This is a genomic window from Streptomyces sp. NPDC004629, assembly GCF_042873595.1.
In the GTDB taxonomy this organism is placed as follows: domain Bacteria; phylum Actinomycetota; class Actinomycetes; order Streptomycetales; family Streptomycetaceae; genus Streptomyces.
This window is the reverse complement of the sequence record NZ_JBIALO010000021.1, coordinates 107,785-130,322: the sequence shown is the minus strand read 5'-3', so window position 1 is coordinate 130,322 and position 22,538 is coordinate 107,785. Positions and strand designations below refer to the sequence as shown.

Annotated in this window: 19 protein-coding genes; 9 read left to right on the top strand and 10 right to left on the bottom strand. The window is 71.8% G+C overall.

From position 1 onward, the window contains the following. The 4 genes from ACFYTE_RS28810 to ACFYTE_RS28795 are packed head-to-tail and all read right to left on the bottom strand — an operon-like array spanning position 1 to position 3,990. Positions 1-969, bottom strand: a complete 969-nt coding sequence (locus tag ACFYTE_RS28810) for an NADH-quinone oxidoreductase subunit H (protein WP_388716396.1) — start codon at positions 967-969, stop codon at positions 1-3. Continuing rightward, complete coding sequence (locus ACFYTE_RS28805) at positions 966-2,972, bottom strand: NADH-quinone oxidoreductase subunit C (RefSeq protein WP_388716393.1); 2,007 nt, start codon at positions 2,970-2,972, stop codon at positions 966-968. Before ACFYTE_RS28805 ends, ACFYTE_RS28810 begins: the two co-directional genes overlap by 4 nt. Then, complete coding sequence (locus ACFYTE_RS28800) at positions 2,969-3,592, bottom strand: NADH-quinone oxidoreductase subunit B (RefSeq protein WP_388716390.1); 624 nt, start codon at positions 3,590-3,592, stop codon at positions 2,969-2,971. The genes ACFYTE_RS28805 and ACFYTE_RS28800 overlap by 4 nt, the downstream gene beginning before the upstream one ends. Further along, positions 3,583-3,990, bottom strand: coding sequence for an NADH-quinone oxidoreductase subunit A (locus tag ACFYTE_RS28795; RefSeq protein WP_388716387.1), 408 nt, complete (start codon positions 3,988-3,990; stop codon positions 3,583-3,585). Before ACFYTE_RS28795 ends, ACFYTE_RS28800 begins: the two co-directional genes overlap by 10 nt. Positions 3,991-4,229: 239 nt before the next feature. Between ACFYTE_RS28795 and ACFYTE_RS28790 the strand changes: the two genes are divergently transcribed. The 5 genes from ACFYTE_RS28790 to ACFYTE_RS28770 all read left to right on the top strand — a co-directional run bounded on the left by ACFYTE_RS28790 (position 4,230) and on the right by ACFYTE_RS28770 (position 11,381). After that, positions 4,230-5,423: a sensor histidine kinase gene (locus tag ACFYTE_RS28790; RefSeq protein WP_388716384.1), complete on the top strand. Its 1,194-nt coding sequence runs from the start codon at positions 4,230-4,232 to the stop codon at positions 5,421-5,423. Between the two features lie 120 nt (positions 5,424-5,543). Beyond that, positions 5,544-6,881, top strand: a complete 1,338-nt coding sequence (locus ACFYTE_RS28785; protein ID WP_388716511.1) for a sensor histidine kinase — start codon at positions 5,544-5,546, stop codon at positions 6,879-6,881. Positions 6,882-7,417: 536 nt separating this feature from the next. Further along, a complete protein-coding gene (locus ACFYTE_RS28780) occupies positions 7,418-8,077 on the top strand; it encodes a LuxR C-terminal-related transcriptional regulator (RefSeq protein WP_388716509.1) in 660 nt (219 codons plus the stop codon). Positions 8,078-8,380: 303 nt separating this feature from the next. After that, positions 8,381-10,309 carry a 2-oxoacid:acceptor oxidoreductase subunit alpha gene (locus ACFYTE_RS28775; protein ID WP_388716380.1) on the top strand — a complete coding sequence of 643 codons (1,929 nt, stop codon included), beginning with the start codon at positions 8,381-8,383 and terminating at the stop codon, positions 10,307-10,309. Next, the gene (locus ACFYTE_RS28770) at positions 10,302-11,381 is read left to right on the top strand and encodes a 2-oxoacid:ferredoxin oxidoreductase subunit beta (protein WP_388716377.1); all 1,080 of its coding nucleotides are present in this window, start codon (positions 10,302-10,304) and stop codon (positions 11,379-11,381) included. The genes ACFYTE_RS28775 and ACFYTE_RS28770 overlap by 8 nt, the downstream gene beginning before the upstream one ends. Before the next feature lie 611 nt (positions 11,382-11,992). Here ACFYTE_RS28770 and ACFYTE_RS28765 read toward each other — a convergent pair. Next, positions 11,993-12,415, bottom strand: a complete 423-nt coding sequence (locus ACFYTE_RS28765; protein WP_388716374.1) for a winged helix-turn-helix transcriptional regulator — start codon at positions 12,413-12,415, stop codon at positions 11,993-11,995. A gap of 91 nt (positions 12,416-12,506) precedes the next feature. Between ACFYTE_RS28765 and ACFYTE_RS28760 the strand changes: the two genes are divergently transcribed. After that, entirely contained in the window at positions 12,507-13,361 is an 855-nt protein-coding gene (locus ACFYTE_RS28760) for an SDR family oxidoreductase (protein ID WP_388716371.1), read from the top strand. A gap of 145 nt (positions 13,362-13,506) precedes the next feature. Continuing rightward, positions 13,507-14,535 carry an EamA family transporter RarD gene (gene rarD / locus ACFYTE_RS28755; protein ID WP_388716368.1) on the top strand — a complete coding sequence of 343 codons (1,029 nt, stop codon included), beginning with the start codon at positions 13,507-13,509 and terminating at the stop codon, positions 14,533-14,535. Positions 14,536-15,021: 486 nt separating this feature from the next. Here the strand turns inward: rarD and ACFYTE_RS28750 are convergent, their stop codons facing one another. After that, positions 15,022-15,213, bottom strand: a complete 192-nt coding sequence (locus ACFYTE_RS28750; protein ID WP_388716365.1) for a hypothetical protein — start codon at positions 15,211-15,213, stop codon at positions 15,022-15,024. Between the two features lie 557 nt (positions 15,214-15,770). On the opposite strand from ACFYTE_RS28750, the gene ACFYTE_RS28745 reads away from it, so the two are divergent. After that, positions 15,771-16,247 (top strand): VOC family protein, encoded by a 477-nt coding sequence (locus tag ACFYTE_RS28745; protein WP_388716363.1) that lies wholly within the window; start codon positions 15,771-15,773, stop codon positions 16,245-16,247. A gap of 39 nt (positions 16,248-16,286) precedes the next feature. Here the strand turns inward: ACFYTE_RS28745 and ACFYTE_RS28740 are convergent, their stop codons facing one another. Then, positions 16,287-17,831 carry a tetratricopeptide repeat protein gene (locus tag ACFYTE_RS28740; RefSeq protein ID WP_388716360.1) on the bottom strand — a complete coding sequence of 515 codons (1,545 nt, stop codon included), beginning with the start codon at positions 17,829-17,831 and terminating at the stop codon, positions 16,287-16,289. Positions 17,832-18,120: 289 nt separating this feature from the next. Between ACFYTE_RS28740 and ACFYTE_RS28735 the strand changes: the two genes are divergently transcribed. Beyond that, positions 18,121-18,756 carry a flavodoxin family protein gene (locus ACFYTE_RS28735; RefSeq protein WP_388716357.1) on the top strand — a complete coding sequence of 212 codons (636 nt, stop codon included), beginning with the start codon at positions 18,121-18,123 and terminating at the stop codon, positions 18,754-18,756. On the opposite strand, the gene ACFYTE_RS28730 is transcribed toward ACFYTE_RS28735, so the two are convergent. Genes ACFYTE_RS28730 through ACFYTE_RS28720 form a run of 3 tightly spaced genes read right to left on the bottom strand, consistent with a single transcriptional unit; the run spans position 18,746 to position 21,866 of the window. After that, positions 18,746-19,663, bottom strand: a complete 918-nt coding sequence (locus tag ACFYTE_RS28730) for an ABC transporter permease (protein ID WP_388716354.1) — start codon at positions 19,661-19,663, stop codon at positions 18,746-18,748. The two genes, ACFYTE_RS28735 and ACFYTE_RS28730, sit on opposite strands and share 11 nt — an antisense overlap. Next, positions 19,650-20,636 carry an ABC transporter ATP-binding protein gene (locus tag ACFYTE_RS28725; protein ID WP_388716351.1) on the bottom strand — a complete coding sequence of 329 codons (987 nt, stop codon included), beginning with the start codon at positions 20,634-20,636 and terminating at the stop codon, positions 19,650-19,652. The genes ACFYTE_RS28730 and ACFYTE_RS28725 overlap by 14 nt, the downstream gene beginning before the upstream one ends. A gap of 33 nt (positions 20,637-20,669) precedes the next feature. Then, on the bottom strand, positions 20,670-21,866 hold the full coding sequence (locus tag ACFYTE_RS28720) for an outer membrane lipoprotein carrier protein LolA (RefSeq protein ID WP_388716348.1): 1,197 nt from the start codon (positions 21,864-21,866) through the stop codon (positions 20,670-20,672). Between the last annotated feature and the right edge of the window lie 672 nt (positions 21,867-22,538).

Below are 22,538 nucleotides of genomic sequence, written 5' to 3'. Positions count from 1 at the left end.
CTACTGGATCACCACCTTGACGATGCCGGTGAGGGCGATCTGGGCGAGGGAAAGGGGGACGAGGAGGGTCCAGGAGAGCTTCTGGAGCTGGTCCTCGCGCAGCCGCGGGTAGGTGACGCGGAGCCAGATGACCACAAAGGCGAGGAGCGCCGTCTTCAGCAGGGTCCAGACCCAGCCGAGGCCGTCGGCGCCCCACGGGCCGTGCCAGCCGCCCAGGAACAGCACGGTGGTCAGGCCGCACAGGACGATGATTCCGGCGTACTCGGCGAGCAGGAACAGGGCGAAGCGCAGGCCGGTGTACTCGGTGTACGCGCCGAAGATGATCTCCGAGTCGGCGACGGGCATGTCGAAGGGCGGGCGCTGTAGTTCGGCGAGGCCGGCGACGAAGAAGACGAGCGCGCCGACGATCTGCCAGGGCAGCCACCACCACTCGAAGGCGTCGAGGATGCCGGGCAGGGAGACCGTGCCGGCCGCCATCGCCACGGAGGCGGCGGCGAGCAGCATCGGGAGTTCGTAGGCGAGGAGTTGGGCGGCGGTACGCAGGCCGCCGAGGAGGGAGAACTTGTTGGCGCTGGCCCAGCCCGCCATGAGCGAGCCGAGGACGCCGACGCCCATCACGGCGAGGACGAAGAAGACGCCCGCGTCGAGGACCTGGCCGACCGCGCCCTCGCCGGGGCCGATCGGAATGGCGAGCAGGACGAGCAGATACGGGAGGAGGGCGACGGCCGGGGCGAGCTGGAAGATGCGGCGGTCGGCGCCGTTCGGGACGACGTCCTCCTTCTGCGCGAACTTGACGCCGTCCGCGATGAGTTGGGCCCAGCCGTGGAAGCCGCCGGCGTACATCGGGCCGAGGCGGCCCTGCATGTGCGCCATCACCTTGTGCTCGGTCTGACCGACGATCAGGGGGAAGGTGAGGAAGACGACGAACACGACGAGGAGTCGCAGGGCGACGTCCGACGCGCCGTTCACTGCGGGCCTCCTATGGGGGTGTCGGGGGCGGGGTCGTCAGGATCGGGAACGTCAGGGGCAGGGGCGCCGGTGGCGGGACCGGCCGTGGACGGCTCGTCCGAGGAGGCCGATTCCCCGGGGACCGACTCCTCGCGCCCCGGCTCCGCAACCCTGGGCGCCTGAGACGCCCCTCTGCCGGCCCCGGCCCCCTGAGACTCCCCTCTGTCGGCTCCGGGATCCTCAGCCGCCGCTTGCTCGGACCGGGACGCCTCGGACGAGGGCACCTTGGAAGCCGACACGTCAGACGCCGCGCCCTCGGGTCGGGGCACCTCGGACGAAGGCTCCTTGGCGGCCGGCTCGTCAGACGTCGGCTGCTCGGACCGGGGGTCTCCGGGCGCCGCCGCCTGGGCCGTCGGCTGCTCGGTCTCGGGTTCGCCGTCATCGCCGTCGCCGTTGGCATGGGCGTTGGGGTTTGACGGTGCCTCGGCCGCCCGGCCGGATTCCGGCGCCGGAGGCGTTTCCGTCTCCGGGCTCGCCTCCTCAGGCTCGCGAGCGCCGTCGTTCTCCTCGGCCTGGGGGACCCGGCCGTTCTCCTCAGACTCGGGGGCTGAGCCGTTCTCGTCAAACTCGGAGGCTGGGCCGTTCTCGTCAGGCCCCGAAACCTCGCCCTTCTCCGGGGTTTGCGGAATGGCCTCGGTGGGGTTGGGTTCCGCTTGCGGGGGCCTGGGTTGTTGCGGTTCGCCGAAGGCGGGGCGGGCGTGGTGCCAGGGCGCGTCCGAGCTGCGGGGCGCCGTGGGGTGGGCGGAGCGCCGGGTGGCCGTGTCGGGTGCCGTGGGTTCCCGCCCCGCCTCGGCGTGCGCACCGGCGCGCTGTGAGGCAGACCCCTCCGACGCGCTCCGCGAGCGGCGGGGACCCGCGGGCGCCGACGGCTTCCCCGCTGCCGCGGGGTCGGTCCGTTCGGCCCCACCCGACGTCTCCGGCACCGGCCCCGTCTGCTCAGCCCCGTCGACTGCCTCGGGCAGCTCAGTCGGCTCAGGCTGCCCTACTGCCTCGGCCCCCTCTACTACCTCAGCCTGCTCCGCACGCTCAAGCTGCTCTCCTACCTCAACCTGCTCCGCCCGCTCAGGCTGCTCAGCCCGCCCTGCTACCTCGGCACGCTCGGCCCGCTGAGAGGCAGATCCCTGGCTCGCGCTGCGCGCGCGGCGCGGGGTGGCGCGCTCGGCTCGCTGAGCAGCCGCTCCTTCCGGGGCGGCGCTCGTCGCACCGGGTGCGGATGCCTCCGGGGGCGCCGCCCCCTCGGCTGCCGCCGCGCCCGCGCTCTGGCTCACGGAACCCTCTGACGCCGTGCGGGCCCGGCGGGGTGGCCGGGTTGGTGCGGCGGCGGGCTCGGCCGGTGCGGCGGAGGCTTCCGCCGTGGTGCGGGTGCGGCGGGTCGGACGGGCGGGGGCCGGGGGGAGTTGGCCCTTCAGGGGGCCCCATTCGTTGGGGTCGGGGACGCCGGGGGGAAGCATCTGGCGGCGCTTGGGGCCGCCGTGTTCGGACTCGCCCGGTTCCTTCGCGCCCGGCCATGCCTTGGCGACACGGGCGGCCAGGACGAAGTCCTTGCGCAGGGGATGGCCCTCGAAGGTCTCGGGGAGCAGGAGGTGGTGCAGGGCGGGGTGGCCTTCGAAGCGGACGCCGAACATCTCGTGCGTCTCGCGCTCGTGCCAGGCGGCGCCGGCGTAGACACCGACGGCGGAGGCCAGCGCCGGCGCCTCGTGGGGGACGGTCGTGCGGAGCAACAGGCGCCGCACCGGCGCGAGGGCGACGACGTGCGCGGACACCATGAAGCCCGTGCCGGGTTCGTCGACCGCGCTCAGCCAGTCGAAATAGGTGCAGGTCAGGGTCGTCCGCGCGGTCTCAAGCGCGGGGATCCAGGACTGCGGGGGCACGTCGACGGTGAGGACTCCGTAGGACTCCTGCGCCGTGGCCTCAGAGCCGAAGAGTTCCTCGACGGGGGCGGGAAGCCAGCCGACGGCGGTCATCGCGCGCCTCCCTCCGCGCTCGGCGGGCGGACCAGGCCGCTCTGCAGGGCGGCGGTGGACGGCCGCCCGGCCTCGTAGCGCTCCCCCAGCGACTCCCCGGCGATCTTCTCCTGGAGCTTGAGGATCCCCTGGAGCAGCGCCTCGGGGCGGGGCGGGCAGCCGGGTACGTAGACGTCCACCGGGATGATCTGGTCGACGCCCTTGGTGACGGAGTAGGAGTCCCAGTAGGGGCCGCCGCAGTTGGAGCAGGCGCCGAAGGAGATGACGTACTTCGGCTCGGGCATCTGCTCGTACAGACGCTTCACCGCGGGCGCCATCTTGTCCGTGACCGTGCCGGAGACGACCATCAGGTCGGCCTGGCGGGGGCCCGGCGCGAACGGGATGACGCCGAGGCGGATGAAGTCGTGGCGGGCCATCGACGCGGCGATGAACTCGATCGCGCAGCAGGCGAGGCCGAAGTTGAAGACCCAGAGCGAGTAGCGGCGGCCCCAGTTCAGGACGATCTTCATCGGCTCCGGGGCCAGGCGCGCGAGTGCGCCGAGCCGCCCGCTGCCTTCGGCGGGGCGACGCCCGGGCTCGGGAAGCAGCACGGGCTCGGGGGTAGTGGGGGTCACGTCCATGTCAGGACGCCCTTCTTGTATGCGTACAGCAGGCCCACGGCAAGGAAGCCGAGGAAGACGAACATCTCGACGAGCGTGGTCCCGCCGTATCCGTGGTCGGCGAAGACGGTCGCCCAGGGGAACAGGAAGACCGAGTCGACGGCGAAGATCACGTAGAGGAAGGCGTACACGTAGTAGCGGACCTGGGTGTGGGCCCAGCCCTCGCCGACGGGGTCGACGCCGCACTCGTACGTGAGCAGTTTCTCGGGTGTGGGGACGACGGGGCGCAGCAGCCGGCCGGCGCCGAAGGCGACCCCGACGAAGAGCACGCCCACCAGCGCGAGCAGTCCCACGACCGAATAGGACCGGAAGTAGTCCGCCGCGACGACGGCGGTCGAGTCCCCCAACGTCTCCCGCAACGTTCGTCCCTCGCTCCCTGACCAGGTGACCTGAGTGCCTTGGTGAATCCTGTGCCGCGACACGGTTCGACGATCTGTACGCACCGGAGTCTAGGCCCTGATAAAGAGACGGTAAGCAGCCCGTCACAGACTCCGCTCGCCCCGGTCCGCGGGCGGGACGGAAAGGTGGGGTTCTCCCCCGGGCCCCGCGGCGGCGGACCTCATGGCGCGGGAGCGCGGCGCACGGCACGCTAGCCCGTATGACCGCTCGAATCCCATCCGCCGGGACGGCCCCGACCGACTGTGACGACCGTCTGCCGCCGGCCCGCTTCGCCTTCGACGCTCACACCTGGAAGGAGATCGCGCATCTCCTGGCGAACCTGCCGGTGGCGCTGCTCGGCTTCACCTACGCGACCACGACGCTCGTCGCCAGTGGCGCGCTGACCCTCACCGTGATCGGTTTCCCGCTGCTCGCCGCCACCCTGCTCGGCGCGCGGGGGCTGGGAAAGCTGGAACGGGGGCGGGCCCGGGCGCTGCTCGGGGTGCGGGTGGACGAGCCGAGCCCGCTGCCGCTCGGCAGGGGCGGCGGGCTGCTGCAGCGGATGTGGATGGCGTTGAAGGACCCGGTGGGCTGGCGGACCCTGCTGTACGACTTCATCCGGTTGCCCTGGGGGGTCCTCACCTTCGTCATCACGCTCACCTCGCTGTTCGTGCTGTGGCCGGTACTGCCGTTCATCGCGCGGGGCCTGGCGAACGTGGACCGGGTGATGGTGCGCGGTCTGCTGTCCCCCTCCGACGAGCTGGAGCGCCGTATCGCCGAACTGGAGTCCGACCGCGGGACCGTGGTGGACACCGCGGCGGCGGACCTGCGGCGGATCGAGCGGGACCTGCACGACGGGGCGCAGGCCCGGCTGGTCAATCTGGCGATGGGGCTCGGCCTGGCGAAGGAGAAGCTCCTGGAGGATCCCGACTCGGCCGCGACGATGGTCGAGGAGGCGCACGGCGAGGTGAAGCTCGCCCTCCAGGAGCTGCGCGACCTGGCCCGGGGCATCCATCCGGCCGTCCTCACCGACCGCGGCCTGGACGCCGCGCTGTCCTCGGTGGCCTCCCGCTGCACGGTGCCGGTGAAGGTGACCGCCGACCTGGAGTCGAGACCGGCCGCCGCGATCGAGGGCATCGCCTACTTCACGGTCTCGGAGCTGCTGCAGAACATCAGCAAGCACAGTGGCGCGCGGACCGCGTCCGTCGAGGTCTGGCGGTCCGAGGACCGGCTGCTCATCCAGGTGTGGGACGACGGCCGGGGCGGGGCGCGGCTCGACGCGGGCAGCGGGATGCGCGGGCTCGCGGAGCGGCTCGGCGCCGTCGACGGGCTGTTCGTGGTCGACTCCCCGGTCGGCGGGCCGACCACGGTCACCGCCGAGCTGCCCTGGCGGGACCGTACGGAGATCTCCTGACCCGGGGTGGGGAAAACCCCCCGTCCAAGACGCCGACGGCCTCCATGGTCCGCGAACCCGCGGCACAGGAGGGTGGGGGTACGGCAGAAGGCCGCTGACGAGGAGAACGGGACGACGCCGATGGCCACGGAGTACGGACAGGGGTACGGGCACCGATACGAATACGACGGTGCGGGCCGGCACCGGCTGCCGGCCGCACTGCGCGCGCCGTTCGCGGCGCGCAGCTGGCGCGAGTTCGGCTATGTGCTGCTGAGCCTGCCGATCAGCATCCTGATGTTCTCGTACGCGGTGACGATGGTGTCGTTCGGGGCGGGGCTGCTGGTGACGTTCCTCGGGATTCCGGTCCTGGCGGGGGCGCTGGCGGGATGCCGCGGTCTGGGCGCGCTGGAGCGGGCACGGGCGCGCGGACTGCTCGGCCTGGAGGTCGCCGAACCGGAGCCGCTGCGGATGCGCAAGCCGGGCGTCATGGCCTGGATGGGCGCGGTCCTGAAGAGCGGCACGTCGTGGCGGCATCTGCTGTACGCGCTGCTGCACTTCCCCTGGGCGGTGTTCTCCTTCGTCGTCGCGGTGACCTTCTGGGCGATCGGCTGGTCGCTGGTGACGTATCCGCTGTGGTTCCGGGTCTTTCCTGCGTACGCCGGACAGGGCGGCATTCAGCTCTACGGCGACGAACACCACCGGGTCTGCCTCGACAACCCTTTCGAGATCACCGTCACGGCGCTGGTCGGGCTGCTGTTCACGCTGGCCACGCCGTGGATCGTGCGGGCGCTGACGATGGTGGACCGGCTGCTGGTGTACGGACTGCTCGGGCCGTCGCGGCTGTCGGCGCGGGTGGTGGAGCTGGAGTCGGACCGGGGCGTGGTGGTCGACACGGCGGCGGCGGACCTGAGGCGGATCGAACGGGACCTGCACGACGGGGCGCAGGCCCGGCTGGTGGCGCTGGCGATGGACCTGGGGCTGGCGAAGGAGAAGCTGACTGAGGACCCGCAGTCGGCGGCGCGGATGGTGGATGAGGCGCACGGCGAGGTGAAGACGGCGCTCCAGGAGCTGCGGGACCTGGCCCGGGGTATCCATCCCGCCGTGCTGACGGACCGCGGTCTGGACGCCGCCCTCTCCGCGGTCGCCTCCCGCTGCACCGTGCCGGTGCAGGTCGAGGTGGACCTGACACGGCGTCCCGCGCCGGCGATCGAGGGGATCGCCTACTTCACGGTCTCGGAGCTGCTGCAGAACATCAGCAAGCACTCCCGGGCCCGGTGGGCGTCGGTGGATGTCTGGCGGTCGGACGACCGGCTGATGCTGCAGGTCGTGGACGACGGGGTGGGCGGAGCCGACGTGTCCGGGGGTTCGGGTCTGGCCGGGCTGGCGGAGCGGCTGGACGCGGTGGACGGGATCCTGGTGGTGGACTCCCCGCCGGGCGGCCCGACCCGTGTGACGGCGGAACTGCCCTGGCGAGGCTGACCACGGCCGCGCGCGGCCCGGCCACCGCCCGACATGGGTGGCACCCGGGCCGCGCGGACATGCCGCGCCGGGCACGCGACGCGCGGGCGCGCAGCACACGGTCCAGCAGCACACAGTTCCGCAGCACACAGGCCCCCGGCCAACCGGCACGCAGCACACGGATCCGCAACACAGGCGCCGCACACGCATCCGCAACACATAGGCGCGCCGCACATAGACCCACAGCACACAGGCCCGCGGCCGACCGGCGCGCAGCTCACGCATCCGCAACACAGGCGCGCCGCACACCGGTCCACAACACACAGGCCCGCAGCGCATGGGCCCGCAAGCCACGCGCGCGTGCGGAACGAGGCGGCAGGCAACCGAATCCGGCATGACGCGGTCTCCTCCTCCGGTGCCGCTGATTCGTCCGTTGTTCCGATGACGCGGGCGCGGTGCGGTGGGATTGCTGGGATGCTGGACCTTCGTACGGACGGGCACCGTCGGAGGTTCGGGCTGTGGGGGGCCGGAGGATCGTGGAGGACGTGGAGGACAGGGTGCGGGTGGTCATCGCCGAGGATTCGGTGCTGCTCAGAGAGGGCCTGACCCGGTTGCTGACCGACCGCGGGCACGAGGTGGTGGGCGGCGTCGGAGATGCCGAGGCGCTGATCAAGACCATTGCGGACCTGGCGGCGCAGGGTGCGCTGCCGGACGTGGTGGTCGCGGACGTGCGAATGCCGCCGACGCACACGGACGAGGGGGTGCGGGCCGCCGTACGGCTGCGCAAGGCGCACCCGGACCTCGGGGTGCTGGTGCTGTCGCAGTATGTGGAGGAGCGCTACGCCACCGAACTGCTGGCCGGTTCCAGCCGCGGCGTCGGATATCTGCTCAAGGACCGCGTCGCCGAGGTGCGGGAGTTCGTGGACGCGGTGGTGCGGGTGGCGCGGGGCGGTACGGCCCTGGACCCGGAGGTCGTCGCGCAGCTGCTCGGCCGCAGCCGCAAGCAGGACGTGCTCGCGGGGCTCACGCCGCGGGAGCGGGAGGTCCTGGGGCTGATGGCGGAGGGGCGGACGAACTCGGCGATCGCCAAGCAGCTGGTCGTCAGCGACGGGGCCGTGGAGAAGCACGTCAGCAACATCTTCCTGAAGCTGGGCCTGTCGCAGAGCGAGGGGGACCACCGGCGGGTTCTGGCCGTTCTCACCTATCTGAACTCGTGAGGGCCCATCCGGATCGTGATGGCCTGACAGGGTGCCGGCGGCGGGTTAGCCGGTCGTATTTCCCGGCATGCGGGATGGCCGTGTGCCAGAACGGGAAGTGAGTACCGGGAACGAGCCGGGAGCGTCTTCGAAAGAGCCTGGGGGGCGGGACATCGTGACACGTCGGGGCAACGGGCCGTCTCGGAATGCCGTCCATCATGCGAATGGCCGCGGGAAGGCGACCCTAAGCGACGTAGGGTTGATCCTGGGAAGGTCCCTGGGACGACCATGCCCGGACAGCAGCCTCGAAGGAGGTCCAGTTCAGTGACCAGCCAGGTCAGCAGCCCAGCGGAGCAGGCCGACGGTGCCGTCGTAGGAGAGCAGCGCAAACCGGGCGGTACGAAGGACGTCCGGCGTCTGGAACGGGTGGTCATCCGGTTCGCGGGCGACTCGGGTGACGGTATGCAGCTCACGGGTGACCGGTTCACCTCGGAGACGGCGTCGTTCGGCAACGACCTGTCGACACTGCCGAACTTCCCGGCGGAGATCCGGGCCCCCGCCGGCACCCTGCCGGGTGTCTCGTCGTTCCAGCTGCACTTCGCCGACCACGACATCCTCACGCCCGGCGACGCGCCGAACGTCCTCGTGGCGATGAACCCGGCCGCGCTGAAGGCGAACATCGGCGACCTGCCGCGCGGCGCGGAGATCATCGTCAACACGGACGAGTTCACCAAACGGGCGATGCAGAAGGTCGGCTACGCCACCAGCCCGCTGGAGGACGGCTCGCTGGACGGCTACGGACTGCACCCGGTGCCGCTGACCACACTGACGGTGGAGGCGCTGAAGGACTTCGACCTCACCCGCAAGGAGGCCGAGCGCAGCAAGAACATGTTCGCGCTGGGCCTGCTGTCGTGGATGTACCACCGGCCGACCGAGGGCACGGAGAGGTTCCTGCGGACCAAGTTCGCGAAGAAGCCGGAGATCGCCGAGGCCAACCTGACGGCCTTCCGCGCGGGCTGGAACTTCGGCGAGACCACGGAGGACTTCGCCGTCTCCTACGAGGTCGCCCCCGCCGCGAAGGCCTTCCCGGTGGGCACCTACCGCAACATCTCCGGGAACCTGGCCCTGGCCTACGGCCTGGTCAGCGCCTCCCGCCAGGCGGACCTGCCGCTGTTCCTCGGCTCGTATCCGATCACCCCGGCCTCGGACATCCTGCACGAGCTGTCCAAGCACAAGAACTTCGGTGTGCGCACCTTCCAGGCCGAGGACGAGATCGCCGGCATCGGCGCCGCGCTCGGGGCGGCCTTCGGCGGCTCCCTGGCGGTGACGACGACGAGCGGCCCCGGTGTGGCCCTGAAGTCGGAGACCATCGGGCTCGCCGTCTCGCTTGAGCTGCCGCTGCTGGTGATCGACATCCAGCGCGGCGGACCCTCGACCGGTCTGCCGACCAAGACCGAGCAGGCCGACCTGTTGCAGGCGATGTTCGGCCGCAACGGCGAGGCCCCGGTGCCGATCGTCGCGCCGCGCACGCCGGCCGACTGCTTCGACGCGGCCCTGGAGGCGGCCCGGATCGCGCTGACGTACCGCACGCCGGTGCTGCTGCTGTCCGACGGCTACCTGGCCAACGGCTCCGAGCCGTGGCGGATCCCCGCGCTGGAGGAACTGCCCGATCTGCGCGTGCGGTTCGCACAGGGCCCCAACCACACCCTGGACGACGGCACCGAGGTGTTCTGGCCCTACAAGCGCGACCCCGAGACGCTCGCCCGCCCGTGGGCCGTCCCGGGCACGCCGGGTCTTGAGCACCGCATCGGAGGCATCGAGAAGCAGGACGGCACGGGGAACATCTCCTACGACCCGGCCAACCACGACTTCATGGTCCGCACCCGGCAGGCGAAGATCGAAGGCATCGAGGTGCCCGACATCGAGGTCGACGATCCGGACGACGCGCGCCTCCTCGTCCTGGGCTGGGGTTCCACCTACGGGCCCATCACCGCGGCGGTGCGCCGGCTGCGGCTCCAGGGGGTGCCGGTGGCACAGGCCCATCTGCGCCATCTCAACCCGTTCCCAGGGAATCTCGGAGAGGTGCTGAGACGCTACGAGAAGGTGGTGGTCCCGGAGATGAACCTGGGTCAGCTCGCCCTGCTGATCCGGGCGAAGTATCTGGTCGACGCCCGCTCCTACAACCAGGTCAGCGGAATGCCGTTCAAGGCGGAACAGCTCGCCGCGGCGCTGAAGGAGGCCATCGATGGCTGAGACGTCCACGAGCGGCACGGACACGATCGAGGCACTCTCGCTCGTGCCGAAGGCCGGGGCCCGGCAGTCGATGAAGGACTTCAAGTCGGACCAGGAGGTGCGTTGGTGCCCGGGATGCGGTGACTACGCGATCCTGGCGGCGGTGCAGGGCTTCATGCCGGAGCTGGGTCTGGCCCGGGAGAACGTCGTGTTCGTGTCGGGCATCGGGTGCTCCTCCCGGTTCCCGTACTACATGAACACCTACGGGATGCACTCCATCCACGGCCGCGCTCCCGCGATCGCGACCGGTCTGGCCGCCACCCGGCGCGATCTGTCCGTCTGGGTCGTCACGGGCGACGGCGACGCGCTGTCGATCGGCGGCAACCACCTCATCCACGCGCTGCGCCGCAACGTCAACCTGAAGATCCTCCTCTTCAACAACCGGATCTACGGTCTGACCAAGGGCCAGTACTCGCCGACGTCGGAGGTCGGCAAGATCACCAAGTCGACGCCGATGGGCTCCCTGGACGCGCCGTTCAACCCCGTCTCGCTGGCGCTCGGCGCTGAGGCGTCGTTCGTGGCCCGGACCATCGACTCCGACCGCAAGCACCTCACCGGCGTGCTGCGGGAGGCCGCGGCCCACCCGGGCACCGCGCTGGTGGAGATCTACCAGAACTGCAACATCTTCAACGACGGTGCCTTCGAAGCGCTCAAGGACCAGCACGGCGCCCAGGAGGCGGTGATCCGCCTGGAGCACGGGCGGCCGGTCCGGTTCGGCCCGGACGGCGGCCGGGGCGTGGTGCGCGACCCGCTCACCGGCGATCTGGAGATCGTCACGGTGACGCCCGACAACGAGGACCGCATCCTCGTCCACGACGCCCACGCGGCCTCGCCGGCCACGGCTTTCGCCCTGTCCCGGCTGGCCGACCCGGACACCCTGCACCACACGCCCATCGGCGTCCTACGCAGCGTCGAGCGCCCGGTGTACGAGACGCAGATGGCCGAGCAGCTCGACGCGGCCGTCGAGCAGCGCGGCAAGGGTGACCTCGCGGCCCTGCTGGCCGGCAACGACACGTGGACCGTCATCGGCTGACCGCCGCGGGCGGAGCGATCCGCCTGCCGGCGACCGACCGCACGGCAGGGCGGGGCCCGGACGCACCACCGCGTCCGGGCCCCCGCCCCAACCAACATCCGGCCACCCAAGCAGCTGCCACCTCCGCCCCGAGCGGCTGACACAGCCGGGCTGTGCCTTCCAAGCAGCCGACGCGGCCCGACGCCCAAGCAGCCGACACAACCGGGCCGCCCGCGCAACTGACATCGCCGGGCCGTGCCTTCCAAACAGCCGACACGGCCGACGCGGCCGAGCAGCCGGTGCGGCCGGGGCCGCCCGAGCAGCTGACACATCCAGTCCATGCCTCCCGAGCGGCTGACACGGCCGGGCTGTGCTTTCCAAGCAGCTGACGCGGACCGACGCCCAAGCAGCCGACGCGGCTGGGCCGCCGAGCAACTGACACGTCCGGGGCCGTGCCCCCGAGCAGCTCACACATCCGGGCCATGCCTCCCAAGCAGCTGACCCGGCGGTCTGTGCCTTCCAAGCAGCTGACGCGGCAGGCGTCCGAGCCAGTGACGCGGCCATGCCTTCCGAGCGGCTGGCGCGGTCGGCGGCCGAGCGGCTGGGGGGCGGGGGCGTTCACGCGGGGGGTGTCAGGCGGGTGGGGCGTCCGTCGTCGCGGCGCGCTTCTTCTCGTCGTACCGCTCCCGGGCCTCCCGCACCTGCCCCATCCGCGTCTCGGTCCACAGCGCCAGCGCCCGGACCTGCTGCGCCGCCTCACGGCCGAGCGCGGTGAGCGAGTAGTCGACCCGGGGCGGGATCACCGGCTTGGCGTCCCGGTGCACAAACCCGTCGCGTTCCAGGACCTGGAGGGTCTGGGCGAGCATCTTCTCGCTGACGTCCCGGCCGAAGCGCCCGACCGCCCGGCGCAGTTCGCTGAACCGGTGGGGGCGGTCCAGCAGCTCGATCAGGACGAGGACGCCCCAGCGGCTGGTGACGTGTTCGAGGACGAGACGGTAGGGGCACGTCGCCTCGCCGGCGTCCCGGGCCGTCTTCTCCACTGCACTAACTCCCATACCCGTACCTTACTTCAAAGTGGGTACTTTCCCCGGGTTAGCGCAACTCCTAGGGTTAGCGACAGACGCACCCCACTAGGAGTTCTCCACCATGAGCATCGTCGTCACCGGAGCCACCGGACACCTCGGCCGCCACGTCATCAACCAGTTGCTGGAGAAGGTCCCGGCCGAGCAGATCACCGCCGTCGTGCGCGACGAGGCGAAGGCCGCCGAATTCGCGGCCCGCGGTGTGCGGATCGCCGTGGCCGACTACAACCGGCCCGAGACCTTCGACAACCTCTTCGCCACAGGCGACAGGGTGCTGCTGATCTCCGGCAACGAGTTCGACAAGGGCCGGGTCCAACAGCACACCGTCGTCATCGACGCCGCCAGGACGGCCGGCGTCGCCCTGCTCGCCTACACCAGCGGCCCCGGCAGCCTGACGGCCGCCCTCGCCGACGACCACCGGGCCACCGAGCAGGTGCTGCTGGCCTCCGGCCTGCCCTACACGCTGCTGCGCAACGGCTGGTACCACGAGAACTACACGGAGAACCTGGCCCCGGTGCTCGCGCACGACGCCGTCGTCGCGGCGGCGGGCGAGGGCCGGATCTCGTCGGCCTCGCGCGCCGACTACGCGGCCGCCGCCGTCGCCGTGCTCACCGGCGAGGGGCACGAGAACAAGACGTACGAGCTGGGCGGCGACGAGGCGTGGAGCCTGGACGAGTACGCGGCCGAGCTGAGCAGGCAGACCGGCAAGGAGATCGCCTACAACTCCGTGCCGGGCGAGACCCTGCTGGGCATCCTGACCGGCGCCGGGGTGCCCGAGGCGATGGCCGCGATCCTGGTCGGCGTCGACGCGTCGATCGCCAAGGGCGAGCTGGTCGTCTCCACCGGCGATCTGTCCCGCCTGGCCGGGCGGCCGACCACCCCGATCACGGAGGCCGTCGCCGCCGCGCTCAAGGGCTGACCGCCGCACCGCGAGCCCCGAGCCCCGATCCCGCGCCCCTGCCCTGTCATGACCGTATGCCAATACGGGTATGACAGGCGGGGGCGCTCGGCGCTACCTTCGTCCAGGGGGAACACGCGCGCGAGGATGTGAGAGGGAGGGGCTCGTGGCCGGCGAGTCGAGGGGTGAACGGCGGACAGGTCTGCTGAACGGCTTCGCGGCCTACGGGATGTGGGGGCTCGTGCCGCTGTTCTGGCCCCTGCTGAAGCCCGCCGGAGCGATGGAGATCCTCGCCCACCGGATGGTGTGGTCCCTGGCCCTCGTCGCCGTGCTGCTGCTCGTCGTACGGCGCTGGGCCTGGGCCGGGGAACTGCTGCGCCAGCCGCGCCGGCTCGCGCTGATCACGGTCGCGGCGGCGGTGATCACGGTCAACTGGGGTGTCTACATCTGGGCCGTGAACGCCGGACACGTGGTCGAGGCGTCCCTCGGGTACTTCATCAATCCCCTGGTCACCATCGCGATGGGCGTGCTGATCCTGAAGGAGCGGCTGCGGCCCGTGCAGTGGGTGGCGGTCGGGGTCGGCTTCGCCTCGGTGGTGGTGCTGACCGTCGGTTACGGCCGCCCGCCGTGGATCTCCCTGAGTCTCGCCTTCTCCTTCGCCACCTACGGGCTGGTGAAGAAGAAGGTCAACCTCGGCGGCATCGAGTCACTGGCCGCCGAGACCGCGGTCCAGTTCCTGCCCGCGCTCGGCTATCTGCTGTGGTTGAACGCGCACGGCGACTCCACCTTCACCGGTGGCGGCGCCGGCCATGCGGCCCTGCTCGCCGCCACCGGCGTGGTCACCGCGCTCCCCCTCGTCTGCTTCGGCGCGGCGGCGATACGGGTGCCCCTGTCGACACTGGGGCTGTTGCAGTACCTGGCGCCCGTCTTCCAGTTCCTGCTGGGCGTCCTCTACTTCGGCGAGGCCATGCCGCCCGAGCGCTGGGCCGGGTTCGCGCTGGTGTGGCTGGCGCTGTCGCTGCTGACCTGGGACGCGCTGCGCGCCGCCCGTCGATCGGCCCGCACGGCCCGCGCGCTCGCCAGCGAGAGCGCCGTGCCCAGCAGGACCATGACGACCGGCATGGCGAGCGCCGCCCGGAAGGCGGAGAGCGTCGCCTCGGGACCGGAGCCGGATCCGGAGGCCGCCAGGCCGTAGACCGCGGTCACCGCCGAGATCCCGATCGCCGAACCGAACTGGGTCGAGGTGTGCAGCAGACCGCCCGCCAGACCTTGCGGTGATCATTGTGGGGAACATCGCCGGGTACGGCCAGTCCAGGCCGACCGGCAGGAACAGCCCGTAGGCGAGCACGGCCGGCAGGAAGCCGCCGACGATCACGCGGGCGTTGCCGTAGCGGGCGACCAGTTTCGGGGTGAGGGTCGCGGCGAGGACCGCGTCGCAGCCCATGATGACGAGCGCGAGCGCCGTCCGCAGGGACGACCAGCCGCGCAGTTCCTGCAGGCAGAGCGTGACCACGAACGGGAAGCCGAAGAAGGCGCCGACGAACAGCAGCGCCCCGAGGCCGGCGCGCACGACCGGGCCGTTGCGCAGGATGCCGAACCGCACCAGCGGATGCGCGGAACGCCGCTCGATCGCGAGGAAGGCGGCGGCCAGCAGCAGCGCGGCGACCGCCGCCGACAGGGTCTACGGCCAGCCGTCGAGGCCGTGTTCGAGGCGTACGACGGCGTAGGCGGCGAGCAGCAGCGCGGCTGCGGCCGTGACCGCGCCGGGCAGGTCGAAGCCGCGGAGCCGGAACGGCGGTGCGGACTGCGCCGGGATCAGCCGCACGGCCGCGAGCAGCAACGCGGCGGCCAGCAGCACCGAGGCGAAGAACACCCAGCGCCACGTGCGCGGGCAGTTCCACGACGCAAAGCGGGACCGCTTCGCGGACGCGGCCCGCACCGACGGCGCGGCGCTCGGCGCGAACGGCTTCGTTCGGCTGGGCGTCAGGGTTCGGCAGGCAGTGGCTCGTCGGCAGCCCCGCCGGGGCTGCGGGCCGAGTGGGCGGGGCATGCGTTCCCGGCTACGCCGGTTTGAGCCTGGTGGGCGCCCTTGGCCTTCCGGTTCCCCGATGCCGGAGAACGCGCCGGACACGGTAAGCCACAGCAGGAGGCATCCGGCGCCGACCGAGCACGCCGGCCGCGCCCGCGCTGCTTCAGGCGAAGTAGTGACCCGCCTTCAGGTCGGCCATCAGCCCGGGACGGGTCGGCTGCCATCCCAGCAGGTCGCGGGTGATCCGCGCCGATGCGGGACCGTCGAATCCCCAGAAGCCGCTGAGCCAGCCGACGTACTCCCCGGCCTGCTCGTGCGTGACGGAGACGACGGGAACGCCGAGCAGGGGGCCGGCTGCCGTTCGGCGGGACTGTCAGCGGCGTCGGGTATACGTGGTCGGTATGACACAGACATCCGTGCCAGGCCCCGTCCCGCTCCACTGGAAACTGGTCATCGACGCCGCCGACCCGCACGCGCAAGCCGACTTCTGGGCCGCCGCGCTGCACTACGAGGTCGAGGACAACAGCGCGCTCGTCGAACGGCTGCTGGGGCTCGGCGCGCTGTCCGGCGGGGCGACCGTCGAGCACCACGGCCGCCCCGCCTTCCGGGACCTGATCGCCGTACGGCATCCCGACGATCCGTACGACAAGGACAGCGGTACCGGGCTGGGGCGGCGGCTGCTGTTTCAGCGGGTCCCGGAACCGAAGTCCGGCAAGAACCGGCTCCACATCGACGTGCACGCGGGCACGGGCGGACGCGAGGACGAGGTCGGACGACTGGAGCGGCTGGGCGCGCGGGTGCAGCAGCGGGTGCGGGAGAACGGCGGGGAGTGGGTGGTGATGACCGACCCGGAGGGCAACGAGTTCTGCGTGCAGTGACGGGCGGCGGGTCCCGGTCGGTCCGGTCGGCCGCTCGGGCTAGTCGGCCGCCCGGGCTGCGCGTTCGGTCAGGCGGACCATGCGGGCGTGTGCGGACTCCAGTTGCTCGATGTCTTCGGCCGCCGGACCGTCCTCGGCGGTGAGTTCCGTCCACAGGGCGATCAGGTCCCGGCCGAGGCTGAGACCCTGTTCGGGGTCGCGTACGGCGCGCCAGGCCGCCGCCGCGCTCTGTACGTTGCCGTAGGCCGCGTCGGGGTCCCGGCTGCTGCGGCGGAGCCGGGCGAGGTCCAGCGACAACCGGAAGGCGTGCAGCGGATCGCCGGACAAGTAGGCGATGTAGGCGGTCAGTTCGCGCAGCCGGAGCACTTCGGGGTGATCGGGCCCCAGGTCGGCGGTGGCCTCCTCGACGGTACGCTTCGCCAGCTCGGCCGCCGCGTCGATCCGCCCCGCCCTGACGGCCTCGTTGATCCGCGCGGTCGGCTCCCCGAGCGCGGCCCCGCCGCCCTCCCCGTCCCCGAGCACGGCCTCGGCCACGGCATCGAACCCGCGGGCCGGCGTCGGCCTGGGATCGGGATCGGCCCCGGCGGGAAAGTCGACGACGGGCGGACGGGGGGTGGTGCGGGGTGACTCGGGGACGCTGAGCGCGAAGGCGGAACTCGCCCCCGAAACGGCCGCGTCGGACACCCAGTCCGGCGCGGAACCGGACGTACCGTCCGCCCCGCGTGCACCCGCCGGCTTCAGCACCGCGCCCGGGACCGGCTCGGCAGACAGGGACTCCTCGACGGGGCGCGGCGGGTCCGTGGGGCGCGGCGGGTCCGTGAGGTGAGGCGGGTCCGCCGGGCGGGACGGGGGGCCGGGCATGACCGGGGGCGGTCCGAAGACGCCGGTGGGGGGCCGGACCGTGCCCGGGGCGACGTCCGTCACCCGCCCAGGCCCGAACATGGCCGCAGCCTGCGCGTGCGGCGTCGGCTCCGATACCGGGGCCTGCGCGTGCGACAGCGATTCCGGCACCGGGGGCTGCGCGTGCGGCGGCTCCGAGACCGCACGCAGCGGGAACGTCGGAGCGACCTCCCGCGCCGGTTCGGCGACGGGCCGCAGAAAGTGGGTGGACCTGTCGCGATACGGCGGCCGTTCGGCGGTGGCGGCGGCGGAGCCGTGACCTGAGCCCGAGGAGGTGCCGTCGGCCGACTCCCCGGGTCCCTCCCGCACTTCCGCCTCTTCCGGCGGCCCCGGTTCCGAAGCCGCCCCGGACTTCTCCGACGCCCCCTCCCCCGCCTTGGCCTGCGGAGTCATCCTTGCCGGGTCAGCCGTGAAGTGGCTGGCGCCGTTGGTGTCGACCTGGAGCGGGACCACATAGCCGACGCGGGCGTCGTGGATCACCGCCCGTACGGGGTGGCCGAGCGTGCGGGCCAAGCGGTGGAGGTGGTCCAGGACGGCGTGCTGGATCTCCCGACCGGGGAGTGCGGCAAGGGGTACGCCGTCGACCGTCGCCTCGCCCGCGGCCGAGACACGGACGTCCACCGGTGCCGCCGGACCCGCGCCGCGCCGTTCTTCCCGCTTCTCCTCGCGGCTGAGTCGAGACATCTGCCCCCTCACTCCCCCGGCGTCACGATCCGGTCGTACCCATGCGTACTGTCGAGTGTCGCCGCTCGCCACCGTTTCCGCGTCACTGCGACGTCACAGACTCGCACCAGGAGCCCTCCCGGGCGCCGCAACACGACGGTCCGGCCGGCGATCCGCTTCACCGGGGCCCTCCCCGCAGTCCCGGCAGCGCCTGCCCATCGCGTCCTCCGCACACTCGACGCAGCATTCTTGCGTGTGCATATGATGCGCAAGCCTGTATTCCTCTCGTGCCGATCACCTGGGGGGATCGATGACCCGCCGTTTCCTGTTCGTGCTGGGCAGCGCCCGTCTCGACGGCAACACCGAACTGCTGGCCCGCAGGGCCGCCGAGCAGTTGCCCGTAGACGTCGAGCAGGAGTGGATCCGCCTGCTCGACCACCCGCTGCCCGAGTTCACCGACCTGCGCCATGACGGCGACCATGTGCGGCCGCCCTCCGACACCGCCGCGGGCCGGCTCCTGGACGCCACGCTCGCCGCCACGGACATCGTGATCGCCTCGCCGCTGTACTGGTACTCGGTGTCCGGCCCGACCAAGCGCTACCTGGACCACTGGTCCGGCTGGCTGCGCACCCCCGGCATCGACTTCAAGGCGACCCTGGCCGGCCGCACCCTCTGGGGCGTCACCGCGCTCGCGGCCCGCGAACCCGATGTCGCCGCCCCGCTGATCGGCACGCTCAACAACTCGGCCGCGTACCTGGCGATGCGCTTCGGCGGCGTCCTGCTCGGCTGCGGCAGCGCACAGGGCGACGTACTCAAGGACGCGGAGGCGCTGGCGCGCGCGAAGACCTTCTTCGCGCAGGAGGCACCGCTCGCGCACTTCCCGCACGAGACGGACACGGCCGTCCAAGCGCCCCGGCCCCGTAAGGAGGGCGCCCTTACGCGGTGATGTCCTTCGTCGTGAACCGCGCCCAGGCCGCCGAGCCGAACACCACCGCGTACAGCGCCTGCAGCCCGAGGTTCCTGACCAGGTCGTCCCAGTAGACCGGGTCGCGCATCAGGTCGGCGAAGGACAGCCAGTAGTGCGAGAAGAAGTACGGCTGGATCGCGTGCAGTTGCGGTATCTGGTCGAGGATCTGCACGGTGATCAGCAGACCCACCGTGGTGGCCATCGCCGCGATCCCGCTGTTGGTCAGGGTGGAGACGAACAGACCGAGGGCGGCAAGACCGATCAACGACGCGGCCACGACCAGGGCGATCAGCAGCGCACGCGCCAAGCCGTCGGCGAAGCCTATCCGCGTGCCGGAGATGGTCGTCAGATCGCCCAGCGGAAACAGCAGCGCCCCTACGGCCAGCGCCGAGAGCGCCACCACGAGCGTGGCCACCAGACAGAACGCCATCGTCGTCGCGTACTTGGTGAGCAGCAGGCGGGTGCGGCCCGCCGGGGCGACCAGGAGATAGCGCAGCGTTCCGGCGTTGGCCTCGCCGGCGACCGCGTCGCCCGCGACGACCCCGATCGCCATCGGAAGGAAGAACGGGAGCGTCGCGGCCAGCGCGGTGAACACCAGGAACAGGCCGTTGTTGGTGATCTGCGTGATGAACGCCGGCCCCTCGCCGCCGCCACCGCCGACCGATGAACCGCCCCGCGTTTCGATCTTGACGGCGATGCCGACCAGGATCGGCACCGCGGCCAGCACACCCAGCAACGCGAGCGTGCGCCAGCGCCGGAAGGTGGTGAGCAGTTCGCTGCGCAGGAACCCGAAGGTCCACAGCGGGTTCGGGGCACGGCCGGCCCCGGGCCCGGCCGTCGGCACCGCGGCCGTGGACTCGCCCACCCCGGCGTCAACCTGTGACATCGAACCCCTCTCCGGTCAGTGCCACGAACGCGTCCTCCAGCGATGCCCGTTCCACCCCGAAGCCGCGGACGCGGACTCCGGCCGACACCAACGCGGCGTTCAAGTCGGCGAGTTCACCCTCCGGGGGCTCCGCGGTCACCCGGTCCTCGGCGACCACGACATCGCCCACGCCCCGCTCCTTGAGCACCCGGGCCGCATCCCCGGTGTCCGGCGTGGTCACGACCAGCCGGCCGCGCGCCCCAGCAGCCAGGTCCGCCACCGCGCCCTGGGTGATGAGCCGGCCCTGCGCCATCACCGCCGCGTGCGTGCACACCTGCTCGATCTCGTCGAGGAGATGGGAGGAGAGGAAGACGGTCGTGCCGTCGGACGCCAACTCCCGGACCAGGGAACGGATCTCGCGCATGCCCTGCGGGTCGAGCCCGTTGGTCGGCTCGTCCAGGACGAGGAGCCTGCGCGGCTGGAGCAGCGCGGCGGCCAGCCCGAGCCGCTGCTTCATACCCAGCGAGTAGGCCCTGGCTTTCTTGCCCGCGGCGGCGGCCAGGCCCACCCGGTCCAAGGCTTCGGCGACCCGGGCCCGCCGGGTGCGCGGGTCGGCGGTCGGATCGGCAGCGTCGTAGCGTACGAGGTTGTCCCGGCCGGAGAGGAAGCCATACAGGGCGGGGCCCTCGATGAGCGCACCCACCTGCGGCAGCACGGCGCGTGCCGAACGGGGCATGGGCCGCCCGAGTACCCGCGCGGTGCCGGAGGTGGGCTCGATGAGTCCCATCAGCATGCGGATGGTGGTGGTCTTGCCGGAGCCGTTCGGACCGAGGAAGCCGAAGACGCTGCCCGCCGGGACGGTCAGGTCCAGACCGTCGACGGCGAGCTGTCCGCCGCGGTAGCGCTTGGTCAGGCCGCGGGTGTCGATGACGCTCGGCCCCGCGTCCTCCGGCTCCCGCGCCGTCCTTCGCCCCGTGGCGGACGGTTCGTCCATCGGCTCCCTCGATTCGTCGTGCCCGCAGGGTACCTACTGCCCCGAGTCCGCCGCCTTCACCAGGGCGTCCTTGGTCACGGCGCCGACGTACACCTTGCCGTCGTCCGTGATCAGGGCGTTGACCAGGCGGGTGGAGAAGACCGTGCCCTTGCCGAACTTGCCGCTCACCTGGTCGCCGAGCGAGCCGAGGAAGCCGCCCAGGTCACCGCCGGCGGAACCGGACGGCAGGCCGCCCTTCTCACCCGTGTCGAAGGTGGCTATCGCATTCCAGCCCTCGCCCAGTACCTCGTGGCCCTGCGGACCCTTGGCGAGGTCGTGGCCGGACTCGGGATCCGGGACCTCGGCGGACTTGGACTTGTCCTCCTCGGTCACCTTGGCGCCCTTCGGCGGGGTGAAGTCGAAGGTCGAGGCGGCCGGCTTGGCGAAGCTGACCTGAGTGAAGCCCGCGTCGACGACCGCCGCGCCGCCGCTCGCCGGGGTCAGCGTGAACTTCAGCGGCAGGCCGGTCTTCGCGTCCACGGCGATGCTGATCGCGCCGACCGTGGTACCGGACTGCTTCGGTTTGACGAGCAGCTTGTAGGCGTCCCGGCCTGCGACCTGCATGGTGCCGTCGACGGTCACGGACGTGGTGTCGTCGACGGACTTCAGGGCCTCGTCCGCGAAGTCCTTGGGCGTGGCCGGAGCCTCGTTCTTGTGCTCCGCGCCGTCCTGGGCCGCGGTGCCGTGGTAGACCTCGTTCGACTTGCTGTCGTAGCCCCAGACGTCCTTGCCGTTGTGAATGAGGCTGTACTCGGCCGCGCTCTCGATCAGGGACAGCTTCTGCTTGTCCGGGCCGTCGGCGGCGACGCGCAGGGTGTGCGTGCCGGAGACCAGCTCGGTGAGCTTGGACGTCGGGTCGGCCGAGGATCCGTCGCCGGACGGAGCGATGCCCGAGGCCAGGCTGTTCTCCAGACCGCCCAGGTTCGGCAGGCCCAGGTCGGTGCTGACCTTCACCGTGCCGGACAGCTGCTCGACGTCCGACTTGGCGATCTTCTCTATGAGCTGCTGTGCGGTGATCTTCGGCAGACTGGGGTCGCCGGAGTCGGCGAGCGCCGGGACCAGTCCGATGGTCGCCGCCGTCACCCCCACGACCGCGACCGGGACGACGTACCGAGCGGCTTTGCGCCGGCCGGAGCGCAGCTCCTCGGCCTCCCCGGCGCCCGTGTTGTCAGCGGATTCGTTCCGTGCCATGTGTGGCTTACCTCCGTCGTCGGCGGCGGCCTTCTACGCACCGATGCACTGTTCCCACCCTGAGCCGCCATTCTCACCCGAATCGGTGAGGAGTGGTGATTTCCGTGGCTTCCATCTGACCAAATCCGGTGCGCGGACGCGTCACCCCGCGGACGCAACTCCACGTACACCTCCGGTATGACACGCGGAGGAGGCGCCTCCCCCGACCCGTAGGGGTAAGAGGGGTGCCGCCGGAAATTTCCCAGGTCAACGCGGTCAAACCGTGCGACGGTCGGGGGTTCAGCCAGTCATACGCCCGGGGGGCACGGACGGCCGGACCGGACGGGCACCTGGCGCGGACGGCCGGAACAACCGGCGCGGACAGCGGGAACAGAAGGGCGCCGGGGACGGACGGGCGGACCCTACGACCGCAACAGACGGGCACTGGCGGCGGACGGGCGAATACCTCAGGGGGCAGCCGGAGCGAACGGGCGCCGGAGGCCGGCAGGCGGGCGCGGCCCGCGGTGGGCCGAGCATCCGGACGGATGGCCGGACGCGCGGCCGGCCCGGAGGCACGGAAAGGGCGGAACAGGCGGACGGCGGGTCAGTGCGTGGTACACCGTGCCGGGATCGATGCCCGAGGGCGGGCCCGTTCTGCTCATCACGGGCCCGTTCTGCTCATCGGTCGTTCCG